Source organism: Enterobacter sp. T1-1, assembly GCF_000710795.1.
Lineage (GTDB): Bacteria > Pseudomonadota > Gammaproteobacteria > Enterobacterales > Enterobacteriaceae > Enterobacter > Enterobacter cloacae.
In genome coordinates, this window is the sequence record NZ_JALW01000051.1 from 121809 (window position 1) to 135570 (window position 13762).

A 13762-nucleotide genomic window follows, 5' to 3' on the forward strand; every position below is an offset into this window, starting at 1 on the left:
CTTACAGGACTCGGGAAAGGAACTGACGCGTTCGCGCGTGCGATGGCCGGTTCAGCACCTCGTCGCTGCTGCCCTGCTCCACAATTTTACCGTCGACCATAAACACCACCTGATCAGCCACTTCTCTGGCGAAGCCGATCTCATGGGTGACCACCACCAGCGTGGTGCCGGAACGGGCAAGTTTCTTGATGACATCCAGCACTTCGCCCACCAGCTCCGGGTCTAGCGCCGAGGTGGGTTCATCAAACAGTATGACGCGCGGACGCAGCGCCAGCGCGCGGGCAATGGCGATGCGCTGCTGCTGCCCGCCGGAGAGATGGCGCGACCAGGCATCCGCTTTATCACGCAGCCCCACCACATCCAGCAGGCTATACGCCTGCTCAACGGCCTCTTTTTTGCTCATTTTTTTATGGGCGACAGGCGCTTCAATCAGGTTTTCCAGCACCGTGAGATGCGGGAAGAGATTAAAGTTCTGGAACACATAACCCACATTGACGCGCTGTTTGAGGATCTCTTTCTCTTTTAACTCGTAGAGTTTGTCACCCCGACGGCGATAGCCGATGTAATCCCCGTCAATCTGAATAAACCCTTCGTCGACGCGCTCAAGGTGGTTGATGGTGCGCAGCAGGGTCGATTTACCGGAGCCGGACGGTCCGAGGATCACCGTGACGGAGCCCGGTGGGATCTCAAGCGACACGTTATCGAGCGCTTTATGGCGACCAAAGAATTTACTGACGCCGGTAATGGAAATATGTCCTTCATGAGAGGCTTGCATGGACGGGCTCCTGTGCGGGCGTGGTGGTGACGGAACGGGAACGGGTACGGCTGAGGGTACGGTTCTGATTCACCGCCGAGCGACGTTCGCTGCGGGCCAGTCCCCGCTCAACACCATACTGGATAGCGGACAACACGGTGGTAATCACCAGGTACCAGGCGGCCCCCACCATCAGCAGCGGGATCACCTCCTGCGTGCGGTTGTAAATCATCTGGATGGTGTAGAACAGCTCCGGCATGGCCAGCACGTAAACCATCGCCGTCCCCTTCGCGAGACTGATGATTTCGTTAAACCCGGACGGCAGTATGGTGCGCAGCGCCTGAGGCAGAATGATCCGCACCGTACGACGCCAGGCCGGTAGCCCCAACGCAGCGGCCGCTTCATACTGACCATGATCCACGCCGAGGAAGCCCCCGCGAATGATCTCCGCGGTATAGGCGCTCTGCACCAGCGTTAGCCCGACAACGGCGGTAGAGAATTGCCCCAGCACATTGATGGTTTCAAAGCTGCCCCAGGTCATGCCGGTGAACGGCACCCCGAGCGAGAGCGTGTCGTAGAGATAGGAAAAGTTATAAAGGATGATCAGCACTACAATCAGGGGCAGCGAGCGAAACAGCCAGATATAGCCCCAGGCCAGGCTGCTCAGCAGCCAGGATGACGAGAGTCTCGCCAGCGCCAGCATACCGCCCAAAATCACGCTCAGCGCGGTGCCGATCAGCGTCAGCAGTAATGTCTGGCCGACGCCTTCAAGGATCACCGGGTCGAAGAACCAGCGGGCAAACACAGACCACTCCCAGCGCGGGTTAAAGGCGACGGACTGGACAACGACCGCCAGGACAAACAGCGCCACCACGGCACCGACGGCCCGCAGCGGATAACGCGCCGGGACCACTTTTATGGTTTCAACGTTGCTCATCATCGTACCTCATGCGGTTTTACTTAACGCTTCACGAACCAGCGTTTTGGTGAAACGCAACCGACCATCAAACGGGGGCTGGCTGTACTCTTCCGGATCGCGGTTGAGATCGAACTGCGGCTGGTAACCCTGGCTAAGATAGAGCCGTACCGCTTCCGGCTGGCGAAAACCGGTGGTCAGGTAGATCTGGCTGTAGCCTGCCAGCACCGCCCGGCGCTCCAGCTCCTGCACCACGCGCCCGGCAAGCCCCTGCTGACGCAGGCTTTTGTCCGTCCAGATGCGTTTGATTTCTGCGGTGCGTTCGTCGAAGGGTTTGTACGCCCCGGTGGCAATAATCTTCCCGTCACGCTCCAGGACGATAAACAGCCCCTGCGGCGCCAGATACCACTCGGTGAGCTCGACCTCAGCATCTTTCGAAAAATAGTCACCGTAGCGGGCAGCGTATTCACCGAACAGCCCATTGATGATGGGCTGAAGATCGGCATCTTCCGGCGAAACGTCACGAAATTGTTCGCTCATAACGCCTCCTTAATCACCCAGACCGGCCGGGTTGACTTCCGACTGCGGGATGCGTTCCACCCCTTCTCCCCAGCGGTTCAGCACTTTGTCGTAATCGCCGTTTTTGATCGCGCCATTAAGCGCGGTCTGCACCGGTTCCACCAGGCCGCTGCCTTTTTTCAGCGTCACCGCGATATGCGCCGCCTTCGGCCAGCCGCCGTCAACGCTTCCCACCAGTTTGGTTTTACCGGTCAGCGCCGCTTTCCACGCGCCAATCACGTTTGGGCCAAAATACGCATCCGCACGCCCGGACTGGAGCGCCAGCGTTTGTGCCGCGTCATCTTTGGTGTAGACCGGGGTAAACGGTTTCAGTCCCTTCTTAAGGTTTTCGGCGTTCCATGCCAGCAGGATGGCCTCCTGGTTAGTGCCTGAGCCCACAATAATCCGCAGCCCGGCAATGTCCTCCGCCTTCTGCAGGGATGTGATTGGACTGGTTGATTTCACATAGAAACCGAGCGAATCCTTACGGTAGGTGGCGAAATCAAACTTCTCCTTACGCGCTTTAGTCACGGTGATGTTGCTGATCGCCGCATCGTATTTCCCGGAGGCCACCCCCAGCGGCCAGTCCTCCCAGGAGGTTGGCACCACGTTCAGCTCCAGCCCGAGGCTATCCGCCACCAGACGGGCCACGTCAACTTCGCTTCCCAGAAGCGTTTTGTTGTCATCCGAGAAAACCGTCAGCGGCGGTTGATTGAGGCCCGCCACCGCGACGGTAAATTTCCCCGGCACGGCAAAGCGATAATCTTTCGGCAACTGCGCGATGGCATCGCCGTTTTTGGCGGTATTGATCGGCGTTTTGTTGGCCTCAATGCTCACGCCGGTGCCGTTAATGTTCACATTCTCTGCCCAGACGGCAGGGGTAAAGGCCAGCGCGAGCGCCAGAATAAGCGATGGTTTCTGCATAGCGGGTTCTCTTTTATTGTTGTGTGAACTTATTTTTGGGTTCGTCCAGGCCCAGGCTGTCGCGCAGCGTGGTCCCGGCGTAGTCAGTGCGAAACAGGCCGCGGGCCTGTAGCACCGGCACCACCTGGTCAACAAAGCGCGGGAAGGTATCGGGTGTCCCGCCCTGGATGATGAAGCCGTCGGCTGCATAGCCGTCGAACCACGCCTGCAGGCCGTCCGCCACCTGCTCCGGCGTACCGGAAAAACGGGGGCGTGGTGAGGCCGCTTCCAGCGCGACCTGACGCAGCGTCAGATGACGTTCGCGGGCATTGCGCTTTATCTCATCCGTGGTGCTGCGGAAGCTGTTTTTTCCCAGATCGCCGAGGTCCGGGAACGGCGCGTCGAGCGGATACTGGCTGAAATCGTGATGTTCGAAATAGCGTCCGAGATAATTGAGCGCATCCTTAACCGACACCAGCGCCGCGGTGGTCTGGTACTGGTTTTCCACATCTTCGGCATCTTTTCCGACAATCACGCTCACGCCCTGGAAGATGTGCAAATCAGAGGCACGACGACCGTTGTTTTCCAGCTGCTGCTTCACATCGCGGTAGAACGCTTGTGCTTCTTCGAGAGTTTCATGGTGGGTGAAGATCGCATCGGCATGCTTCGCAGCCAGCTTTTTACCGTCGTCCGATGCGCCCGCCTGGAACACAATCGGACGTCCCTGCGGCGTGCGACCAATATTGAGCGGCCCGGCGACCTGGAAGAAATCACCACGGTGATCCAGGGTATGCAGTTTGGCGGGGTCAAAAAACTGACCACTCTCTTTGTTGCGCACAAAGGCATCGCCTTCCCACGAGTCCCACAGCCCTTTCACCACATCGAGATACTCATCCGCAATGCGGTAGCGCAGCGCGTGCTCGGGGTGTTTTTCACGCGAGAAGTTCCTTGCCGACCCTTCCAGCGGCGAGGTCACGACGTTCCAGCCCGCGCGGCCGTTGCTGAGATGATCCAGGCTGGCAAACTGGCGCGCCACGGTAAAAGGTTCGCTGTAGGAGGTGGATAACGTGCCCACCAGCCCCAGACGCGAGGTAATGCTCGCCAGCGCGGAGAGCACCGTTAACGGCTCAAAGCGATTTAAAAAATGCGGGATTGATTTCTCATTTATGTAGAGGCCATCGGCTACGAATAAAAAGTCGAGCTTGCCCTCCTCTGCTTTTAACGCCGTCGCTTTGACGAAATCAAAATTAATACTGGCATCGGCCACCGCCGCAGGATGGCGCCAGGCGGACATATTCCCGGAAGCACCGTGCAAAATGGTCCCCAGCCGCAATTGTCGGGTTGCAGACATATTCACCTCTTCTGAATTAAACGTGTTGCAGGGCTTTTTCCGCAAGCTGTGCAAAATAACGGGCAGCCGGCTCAATTAATGCTTCGTCCGGATTAAAGGCCGGGTGATGTAAACCATACGGGCTATTGCTACCAATGCTGACAAACGCGCCGGGGATCTGCTGCAGATAGACTGCAAAATCCTCTCCGCCCATATGCAACTCGGCATGCTGCGTTTCATACCCCGCTTCCCGGGCGACCGACGTGGCAAACGCCGCCCAATGCTCGTCATTGACCAGCGCAGTCGGTCCGGCATACCAGGTGATATCAATCTGAGCACTGAAGGCGCTGGCGAATCCGGCGGCGATTTCACCGACACGCGCTTTGACGTTCTGTTGAACTTCCGTGCGATGCGTGCGCAGCGTCCCTTCCAGCTCAACGCTTTCCGGCAGGACGTTCCAGGTATTGCCGCCCGCAATGCGCGTTACGCTCAGCACAACGGAGTCCAGCGTATTCACGTTGCGACTGGCGACGCTCTGCAACGCGGTAACAAGCTGGCTTGCCAGCACAATCGCGTCGTTGCCTTCATGAGGCCGTGCGGCATGAGCACCTTTGCCGGTAATGCGGATCACAAACCGATCGACGTTGGCATAGAACGGCCCGCCGCGGGTGGCAAATTCACCCACCGGCAACCCCGGCTCGTTGTGCATACCGAAGATGGCGCTGACATCACGTAACGCCCCGGCCCGCACCATGCTCTTCGCACCGCCAAAGTTCTCTTCGGCAGGCTGGAACAGGATCCGCACGCGACCGTTGAGCAACGCTTCACGTTCTTTTAGTTTTAATGCCGCCCCGAGGATCACGCTGGTGTGGATGTCATGACCGCAGGCGTGCATCACTCCCGCACGCTGCGAGCTAAACGCCACCCCGCTGCGCTCTTCGATCGGTAAGGCATCAATGTCCGCCCGCAGGGCAATCAGTTTGTTGCCGTTGCCGATCTCCGCCACCAGCCCGGTAGGCAAGTCATAAGGTAGCGGCGTAATACCGGCATGGGTCAGCCACTGGTGCAAACGGGCGGTTGTTTCCACCTCCTGGCCCGACAGCTCCGGGTGCTGGTGCAGCTCACGACGCCAGGCAATCAGTTGTTCGCCAAAACGCATACGTTGACCTCCCTGTTAAGTCGCGCCTGCGCCAGCAGACGCAGGGACTGCACGCGCGCGGCGCCGTCCACACCCGGTGTGTCGATAATGAATTCGTCAATACCCCACTGGTGATGCAGGGCGTCCAGTTGTGCCAGTACCGACTCAGCGGTCCCGGCCACCAGCGACTGCGCGCGACGCGCTATACGCAGCGGCTCGCTGCCTGCCTGACGCGCAAACGCATAGGCTTGCTCTTCGCTGGCCACCGTAACGCGCTGGCCGTTTGCCAGCTCCACGCCCCAGACTTCAACCTTTTGTGCCAGCGAGTGCGCCTGGGCCTGAGAGTCCGCCACAATGACCTGCACCGCCACAATCACCTCCCGGGCGCTGTGTTCACGCCAGGTGGTGATGACCTCGCGCAGCAGGTCGGGATCGCCATTCAGGTGAGCAGCAAAGACAAAATGCCAGTTGAGCTTTGCGGCCAGCAGAGCACTTTCGACACTCGCCCCCAGCAGAAATCCCTGCGCCGGAACCGGCGGCAACGGCGTGGCGCGCACCGCCTCCTCCGCGGACTGATTTTCAGGACGGATCCAGCTATCGAGCTGCGCCAGCTGTTCGGCAAAGCTGCCCTTTTCCTGCTGATTCAGACCGAGTTGCAACGCGCGGGTGGAGAGCGGCAGACCGCCAGGCGCTTTTCCAACGCCCAGATCCACGCGTCCGGGAGCCAGGGCAGCCAGGAGATTGAAATTTTCTGCAACTTTATACGGGCTGTAGTGTTGCAGCATGACGCCGCCCGATCCCACGCGGATACGCGTTGTCTGCCCGAGGATCCAGGCAATCAATAACTCCGGCGAGGGGCTGGCCAACTGTGGGGTGTTGTGGTGTTCGGCAATCCAGAAACGGTGATAACCGAGAGTTTCCGCCTGTTGCGCCAGCGCCAGGGTTCGCGCCAGCGCATCGGCGGCTGTTTCATTTTCAGCGATGGGGCTTTTATCCAGAATGCTGATTCGCCAGGACATGTTGCGTTCTCGTTTGACTTAACATGTCGTTATTAATAAAGGCGTATTTCACCGCTGAGAAACAATTAATTTACATTTGGTTTGCCGGAAATCAGATATATAAAACCCTGTTAAGAATAAGACTTTAAGGAGGAAATCAGCGTTTCCGCCTGAGCGCGGCGGGTAATACGGATAAAGCGTATGTGTGCGTAGTCCGGGTTTTGCATATCGACCTGATAACGCCTGCGGTTGTTGCGCCAGGTTTTAATCGTCCAGATGATAATGGACTCTCTGCTGAAGAAGGCGCGCCGGAAACTCTCTTTATTGCCCGTTCCCGGCCAGAGTTCGTGTTGATGCCAGGCCCGCTTGATCGCCCGGATAACGGCCTGATACAGCGTACGGACAAATCCATAGTCCACCCAGACGACCAGATCCACATTGCGCCATTTAACAGGGCGCGTGCGGTTATAGTTGCCATCGAGCACCCAGTTTTGAGAAGCGCTTAATGCATGCTCCAGTTTTTCCAGAAACGCATCATCTGCTGTGCCCTGCCAGTTCGGGCGCCAGTAAAGCCTGTCCATCTCAATATAAGGAATAGCCAGCTCATCAGCGATCCGTCTTGCCAGCGTGGTTTTTCCACTTCCGCTGGTGCCGATTACATTAATTTTCACCGTTAGCCTCGTTCTGGCAGAATAAAAACCAAACCGATCATAGCGTTTACCTTCCGCTAGTTCCACTGAGCAACTGATAAGCACCACTGATGTTTAAATCATCAATCCGCGAATCTTTTGTCTAAAAACTCACCACGATTCAGCGCGTTGTGATCCCCGTCTGCTCTGACCACACGATTTCCTTCGACGTGCATCACTTTCGGCACGGTTATATTTTGCGTCGCTTATCAATTGCAGGTAGGATGCCTCGCCATGTTTCGCCTTATCCATACGCAGAATGACTGGGAAGGCGACATGTGTTTGCGCAGAAGCAATCGTTTGTATGCTCTCTGCCAGGCAGGACTATCACGATAATGGTTCAGACAGGCAAACAGGTAACTCAATGAAAACAAGCAATAAAAGCGCAGCCGATCATCATGCTGCTAAACGTCGCTGGTTAAACTCCCATGAAGAGGGCTACCACAAAGCGATGGGCAACCGTCAGGTTCAAATGATCGCCATCGGCGGCGCTATCGGTACAGGTCTGTTTTTAGGTGCTGGTGCACGTCTGCAGATGGCTGGCCCGGCTCTCGCCCTCGTCTATCTGGTGTGCGGGATCTTCTCCTTCTTCATTCTTCGCGCGCTGGGCGAACTGGTACTGCATCGCCCTTCCAGCGGCAGCTTTGTCTCTTACGCCCGCGAATTTCTCGGTGAAAAAGCCGCCTATGTCGCTGGCTGGATGTACTTCGTTAACTGGGCGATGACCGGTATCGTCGATATCACTGCCGTTGCGCTGTATATGCACTACTGGGGCGCGTTTGGCGATATCCCGCAGTGGGTCTTTGCGCTTGGCGCCCTGGCGATTGTCGGCACCATGAACATGATCGGCGTGAAGTGGTTCGCCGAGATGGAGTTCTGGTTTGCACTGGTAAAAGTGCTGGCGATTGTGATTTTCCTGGTCGTCGGTACCGTCTTCCTTGGCAGCGGTAAGCCGCTGGACGGCAATGCAACCGGCTTCCATCTGATAACCGATAACGGCGGCTTCTTCCCGCACGGTCTGCTGCCGGCGCTGGTTCTGGTGCAGGGCGTGGTGTTCGCCTTTGCCTCTATCGAGCTGGTAGGTACGGCGGCGGGCGAATGTAAAGACCCGCAGACCATGGTGCCAAAAGCCATTAACAGCGTGATCTGGCGTATCGGTCTGTTCTATGTGGGTTCTGTGGTGCTGCTGGTTCTGCTGCTGCCATGGAACGCCTACCAGGCGGGTCAGAGCCCGTTTGTGACCTTCTTCTCTAAGCTCGGCGTACCATACGTGGGCAGTATCATGAACATCGTGGTGCTGACCGCGGCGCTCTCCAGCCTCAACTCTGGCCTCTATTCTACCGGCCGTATTCTGCGCTCCATGTCGATGGGCGGCTCTGCGCCGAAGTTTATGTCGAAGATGAGCAAGCAGCAGGTACCATATGCCGGTATCCTGGCGACGCTGGTGGTCTACGTGTTTGGCGTGTTCCTGAACTACCTGGTGCCGTCCCGCGTGTTCGAAATCGTGCTGAACGTGGCCGCGCTGGGGATTATCGCCTCCTGGGCCTTTATCGTGGTCTGCCAGATGCGTCTGCGCAAAGCCATTAAAGAGGGCAAAGCGGCTGACGTGAGCTTCAAGATGCCGGGTGCTCCGGTGACCTCATGGCTTACCCTGCTGTTCCTGTTCAGCGTGCTGGTACTGATGGCGTTCGACTACCCGAACGGCACCTATACCATCGCCACCATTCCGCTGCTGGCCGTTCTGCTGATTGCCGGCTGGTTTGGCGTGCGTAAGCGCGTGCATGAAATCCACAGCACCGCGCCGGTTCATCATGACGATGAAAAACACGACGGCCCGCTGGTGGAAGAGACCTCGCGTTAATAAAAAAAGCCGGGTGGCGGCTTCGCCTTACCCGGCCTACATTTCAGGGTTTTGTAGGCCCGGTAAGCGCAGCGCCTCCGGGCAATGCCCACATTAGAGCGCGATACGTACCACATCGTCAGGCTGGGTCGCTTCCTGCTGACGGGAGGATTTCTGTTTCACCGTCACGTACAACGTTTTGCCATCGGCAGAGAGCGCCAGGCTGTTTGGATAGACCGGCGTGTCGAAGGTTTTCGTCACTTTGTAGGTTTTGGTATCAATCACGCTCACCTTTCCGGCTTCACGATGCGTCACGTACGCTTCGTTGCGCGTCGGGTTAAAGAGCACCGCCAGCGACTCTGGCGTCGCGATCTTCTCAATCACGCTGCCATCTTTCAGGCTCACCACCAGCACTTCCGGCTGTTTTGAATCGGTCAGGAAGGCACGCTGCCCGGCCGTATCAAGACTCAGGTTCAGATAGAAGTGCTCTTTACCATCATCCTGCACCTTTTTGCGGCTGATGATTTTGTTGCTGGCGGTATCAATTGTCACCAGTTCGCCGTCGGCGTTGGTGGTATAGAGTCGTTTCGCCTGCGCATCCAGCGCGAGGCCGGTGCCGTAAGTACCGGTATTGGCGATGGTGTCCTTCAGCTTCAGCGTTGTGCCATCCACTACCCAGATCACGCTCTCTTTACCGACCCCGGTGATGTACACGGTGTGGGTGGCATCATCCGCCACCAGCTGGCGTGGCTGCAGCGGTTTGACCGTGTCACTGCGTTTGCGGTCGTCCAGAACCAGGCGCCCTTTCACCTCGCCCGTTTTGGCATCAATGGCGGTTACGGCGCCATTGATGGTGTTACCCAACCACAGCGTCTGGGAGGCCGAATCCAGGGTGGCGCCAAACGGTTTAAGATCGTTATGAATAACTTGCGTCACGTCCAGTGTGACCGGATCGAGGCGATACACAATTCCGCCTTTATCCATTTTACGGCTTTGTGATGTCGCAACCCACAGCGCATTCTCCTGCTGGCTCACGGCCATTTCATACGCGCCTTTGCCTACCGCTTTGCGCAACATCTCTTCGCCAGCATGCACCTGGAAGGTACCGGCAAGCAGTAAAGCGCTACACAACAGAGAACGACGCAGACGCGGCGAGCACAGATGACGTAAAGACATAACAATTCCTTTTTCACAAGAGGGGGTGTACTGCTGACATCACTTCCGGTCGGCAACGTCATGGCATTGCCGTTTTGTTAATGAGAATAGTAATCATTAATCAGCAAAATGTGGAGTTTTTCTTTTCCGTTTCGCCTTTCCTTAACGCAATGTGCGGTTATAGTTTTCAAAGCATTTACAAAAGTTTTAACATATATGCACATGTTCCATTTGGTACGTTTCTTATCCTTAACCGGTTTATTTCATGAAAATCATTTCTGCCCATAGGGCTACGCTTCCACTGCTGCTGGCTCCTGTTATCTTTTCGCCCCTCACCGCAATGGGCGCGGATGAACAGACCCTGATCGTCAGCGCCACCCCACAAACGGTATCGGAGCTTGATACCCCGGCGGCGGTCAGCGTCGTGAACGGCGATGATATGCGTCACGCCGCGCCACGCATTAACCTCTCGGAATCGCTTGGTAGCGTCCCGGGCCTGCAAATTCAGAACCGCCAGAACTACGCCCAGGATCTGCAGCTGTCGATGCGTGGCTTTGGTGCCCGCTCCACCTTCGGGGTGCGCGGTATTCGAATGTACGTGGACGGGATCCCGGCGACCATGCCAGACGGCCAGGGCCAGACCTCTAACATCGATCTCTCCAGCGTGGAGAGCGTGGAAGTGCTGCGCGGTCCCTTCTCTGCCCTGTATGGCAACGCCTCCGGCGGCGTGATCAACATCAACACCCAGACCGGTCAACAGCCGCCGACCATTGAGGCCAGCAGCTATTACGGCAGTTACGGTACCTGGCGCTACGGGATGAAAGCCACCGGCGCGATGGGCGACGGCACACACGCGGGCGATGTGGATTACACCGTATCCACCACCCGCTTCACCACCAAAGGCTACCGCGATCACAGCGGTGCGCGGAAGAATCTCGCCAACGCCAAACTGGGCGTGCGGATTGACGATGCCAGCAAGCTGACGCTGATCTTTAACAGCGTGGACATGAAAGCCAACGATCCGGGTGGACTGAATTACCAGGAGTGGCAGGATAACCCGCGCCAGTCTCCGCGTGGCGATCAGTACAACACGCGCAAAACCATCAAGCAGACCCAGGCCGGGCTGCGCTATGACCGCCAGCTCAGCGCGCAGGACGATCTCAGCGTCATGATGTACGCCGGCGAGCGTGAAATGACCCAGTACCAGTCGATCCCTTATCAGCCACAGCTGCGCCCCTCTCACTCTGGCGGCGTGATTGATATGCAGCGTCACTATCAGGGCATCGATACACGCTGGACGCACCGCGGCGAACTGCTGGTGCCGGTGACCTTTACCACCGGCCTGAACTACGAAAACATGAGCGAAGATCGTCGCGGGTATGAGAATTTCGTGATGAACAACGGCGTACCGGAGTACGGCGTAAAAGGCGACAAGCGACGCAACGAACGTAACCTGATGTGGAACGTTGATCCTTACCTGCAAACCCGCTGGCAGTTAACCCAGAAACTCTCTGTGGATGCCGGAGTGCGTTACAGCTCCGTCTGGTTTGATTCCAACGATCATTACGTTACGCCAGGCAACGGCGACGACAGCGGCGACGCGAGCTATCACAAGTGGCTCCCGGCCGGGGCGGTGAAGTATGCCGTGACCGACGCGTGGAACCTTTACGCTGCGGCAGGTCGCGGATTTGAAACCCCCACCATCAATGAACTCTCCTACCGCGCGGATAACCAGGGCGGCCTGAACATTGGCCTGAAACCGTCCACCAACAATACCTATGAAGTGGGTAGCAAAACCCGCATCGGCAATGGCCTGCTGACCGCGGCCCTGTTCCGCACCGACACCGACGATGAAATTGTGGTGGATGCCAGCTCTGGCGGACGTACCAGCTACAAAAACGCCGGTAAAACCCGTCGTCAGGGGATGGAAGTTTCCCTCGATCAGCAGTTTGCTGAAAACTGGAAGCTGAAAATGGCATGGACATATCTGGACGCCACCTACCGCACCAACGTCTGCGGTGATGACAACTGTAACGGCAACCGGATGCCGGGTATTGCCCGCAATATGGGCTTTGCCTCGTTTGGCTGGCAGCCTGAGGAAGGCTGGTATGCGGGTACCGACGTGCGTTACATGAGCGATATCATGGCCGACGACGAAAACACGGCAAAGGCTCCGTCCTACACGGTGGTCGGTCTGAATACCGGGTATAAGTTCAACTATGGCAACTGGGGCATGGATCTCTTTGGTCGCGTTGATAACCTGTTCGACAAAACGTATGCCGGCTCGGTGATTGTCAACGAATCCAACGGGCGTTATTACGAACCTGCTCCGGGTCGTAACTACGGCGTTGGCCTGTCGGTTGCTTATCGTTTCGAGTAGGACTAAAACAGGCATTTTATTGCCTGTTTTTCTCTTTCGTAATCTTAAATATCGTTCCTGATGGCGTAGAGCCATCAGGACTTATTCATGGGGCGAATGTTTTACGACGGAAATATAGATTGGCTGCTAAATAATTCCTCAGCTAAAATATTGACGCTGTAAAAGTGAATTAGCTTCATCAATCAGTTTATCCACCGCTTTCTGGCTGGCTTCAACATCCCCTCTTTCCAGTGCCGCAAGTAACTCCTCGTTGTGATACGCCGACGCTTTGATGTCGTTGAGCTCCTGATGCAGATAGTTAATACAGGGCCCGATGCGTATCCACAGCTGCTCAATTAATGCGCTGAGCGTTGGCATCTCCGCATACTGATAAAGGGTGAAGCGAAACACGCGATTCGCGTGCAGCGCCTGCTGAACATTGCCGTTGCGCATCGCCTCATGAAAGGCATCCGACATTTTGCGCAACGTCTCAAGCTTAGCTGGCGTCATATGCTGACAGGCGGCCGCTACCGCCATTGGTTCCAGTTGTTTCCTGATAGCGGTGATCTCGTTATAGCGTTCCAGCGTGACCTCCGGCACCAGAAACGCCTGCGCCGGTGTGGCCTGCAGCGCCCCTGAAGAGACCAGACGCAAAAGTGCCTCACGAACCGGTGTGATACTGGTTCCTAATTTATCGGCAATCTCTTTGGTAATCAGTCGAGCGCCAGGTTTCAACGAGCCTGTAATTAATGCCCCTTTCAAACTGATTTCAACTTGCATGGTAAGACTGATTCTTTGCGCTTTCTCTAAATGATCCAAATCAAGCATGTTCAATTCCTGTAGCTAAAACTTAATGCTATTTATTAACGTCAGTTTAAATAAACGACGTTGGTCCGATATATCCTGTATCGTCATGCCTGGTGGTGGGAAATGCGTATAAACATCAAAAAGTACAAACACGGTTTTTTTATCGCTCTTTGGCTCATCCGCAAGGAAGGCACGAAAGCTGTGTAGGTTTAATTAAAGACAATATATCGTATCTTCACAAATAAATATGGCGGGGGGGCCCCCCCCAAACTTTTTTTTTTTTTTTTTTTCCCCCCCCGGACAACGACTTTTCCT

Annotated in this window: 10 protein-coding genes and 1 pseudogene; 2 read left to right on the top strand and 9 right to left on the bottom strand. The window is 56.4% G+C overall.

Going from position 1 to position 13762, the window contains the following annotated elements; translation table 11 throughout:
• Position 1: 1 nt before the first annotated feature.
• From AK59_RS0117165 to AK59_RS0117200, 7 genes and pseudogenes are all read right to left on the bottom strand, one after another.
• Positions 2-775, bottom strand: coding sequence for an amino acid ABC transporter ATP-binding protein (locus tag AK59_RS0117165; RefSeq protein WP_029883359.1), 774 nt, complete (start codon positions 773-775; stop codon positions 2-4).
• The gene (locus tag AK59_RS0117170) at positions 759-1691 is read right to left on the bottom strand and encodes an amino acid ABC transporter permease (protein ID WP_023621243.1); all 933 of its coding nucleotides are present in this window, start codon (positions 1689-1691) and stop codon (positions 759-761) included. The genes AK59_RS0117165 and AK59_RS0117170 overlap by 17 nt, the downstream gene beginning before the upstream one ends.
• A gap of 9 nt (positions 1692-1700) precedes the next feature.
• Positions 1701-2210, bottom strand: coding sequence for a GNAT family N-acetyltransferase (locus tag AK59_RS0117175; RefSeq protein WP_013096497.1), 510 nt, complete (start codon positions 2208-2210; stop codon positions 1701-1703).
• A 9-nt stretch (positions 2211-2219) separates the two neighbouring features.
• A pseudogene (locus AK59_RS1000000125285) lies at positions 2220-4482 on the bottom strand (NtaA/DmoA family FMN-dependent monooxygenase).
• Positions 4483-4498: 16 nt separating this feature from the next.
• Complete coding sequence (locus AK59_RS0117190; protein WP_029883362.1) at positions 4499-5620, bottom strand: amidohydrolase; 1122 nt, start codon at positions 5618-5620, stop codon at positions 4499-4501.
• A complete protein-coding gene (locus AK59_RS0117195) occupies positions 5599-6618 on the bottom strand; it encodes an MsnO8 family LLM class oxidoreductase (protein WP_029883363.1) in 1020 nt (339 codons plus the stop codon). The genes AK59_RS0117190 and AK59_RS0117195 overlap by 22 nt, the downstream gene beginning before the upstream one ends.
• 110 nt (positions 6619-6728) lie before the next feature.
• Positions 6729-7268: an AAA family ATPase gene (locus tag AK59_RS0117200; protein WP_029883364.1), complete on the bottom strand. Its 540-nt coding sequence runs from the start codon at positions 7266-7268 to the stop codon at positions 6729-6731.
• A 382-nt stretch (positions 7269-7650) separates the two neighbouring features.
• Here AK59_RS0117200 and ansP point away from each other — a divergent pair, with 382 nt between their 5' ends.
• The gene (ansP, locus tag AK59_RS0117205; protein WP_020684770.1) at positions 7651-9147 is read left to right on the top strand and encodes an L-asparagine permease; all 1497 of its coding nucleotides are present in this window, start codon (positions 7651-7653) and stop codon (positions 9145-9147) included.
• Between the two features lie 93 nt (positions 9148-9240).
• Here ansP and yncE read toward each other — a convergent pair whose 3' ends face one another.
• Positions 9241-10302 carry a 7-bladed beta-propeller protein YncE gene (gene yncE / locus AK59_RS0117210; protein ID WP_029883365.1) on the bottom strand — a complete coding sequence of 354 codons (1062 nt, stop codon included), beginning with the start codon at positions 10300-10302 and terminating at the stop codon, positions 9241-9243.
• Positions 10303-10546: 244 nt separating this feature from the next.
• Here yncE and pqqU point away from each other — a divergent pair, with 244 nt between their 5' ends.
• On the top strand, positions 10547-12661 hold the full coding sequence (gene pqqU / locus AK59_RS0117215; RefSeq protein ID WP_029883366.1) for a TonB-dependent receptor PqqU: 2115 nt from the start codon (positions 10547-10549) through the stop codon (positions 12659-12661).
• A gap of 138 nt (positions 12662-12799) precedes the next feature.
• Here the strand turns inward: pqqU and AK59_RS0117220 are convergent, their stop codons facing one another.
• Positions 12800-13468 (bottom strand): GntR family transcriptional regulator, encoded by a 669-nt coding sequence (locus AK59_RS0117220; RefSeq protein ID WP_013096488.1) that lies wholly within the window; start codon positions 13466-13468, stop codon positions 12800-12802.
• Between the last annotated feature and the right edge of the window lie 294 nt (positions 13469-13762).

What these genes read in the sequence shown, in the direction of transcription:
- ansP (WP_020684770.1), top strand. Translation starts at nt 7,651, where the DNA reads ATGAAAACAAGCAATAAAAGCGCAGCCGATCATCATGCTGCTAAACGT.
- AK59_RS0117195 (WP_029883363.1), bottom strand. Translation starts at nt 6,618, where the DNA reads ATGTCCTGGCGAATCAGCATTCTGGATAAAAGCCCCATCGCTGAAAAT.
- AK59_RS0117190 (WP_029883362.1), bottom strand. Translation starts at nt 5,620, where the DNA reads ATGCGTTTTGGCGAACAACTGATTGCCTGGCGTCGTGAGCTGCACCAG.
- pqqU (WP_029883366.1), top strand. Translation starts at nt 10,547, where the DNA reads ATGAAAATCATTTCTGCCCATAGGGCTACGCTTCCACTGCTGCTGGCT.
- AK59_RS0117170 (WP_023621243.1), bottom strand. Translation starts at nt 1,691, where the DNA reads ATGAGCAACGTTGAAACCATAAAAGTGGTCCCGGCGCGTTATCCGCTG.
- AK59_RS0117220 (WP_013096488.1), bottom strand. Translation starts at nt 13,468, where the DNA reads ATGCTTGATTTGGATCATTTAGAGAAAGCGCAAAGAATCAGTCTTACC.
- AK59_RS0117175 (WP_013096497.1), bottom strand. Translation starts at nt 2,210, where the DNA reads ATGAGCGAACAATTTCGTGACGTTTCGCCGGAAGATGCCGATCTTCAG.
- AK59_RS0117165 (WP_029883359.1), bottom strand. Translation starts at nt 775, where the DNA reads ATGCAAGCCTCTCATGAAGGACATATTTCCATTACCGGCGTCAGTAAA.
- yncE (WP_029883365.1), bottom strand. Translation starts at nt 10,302, where the DNA reads ATGTCTTTACGTCATCTGTGCTCGCCGCGTCTGCGTCGTTCTCTGTTG.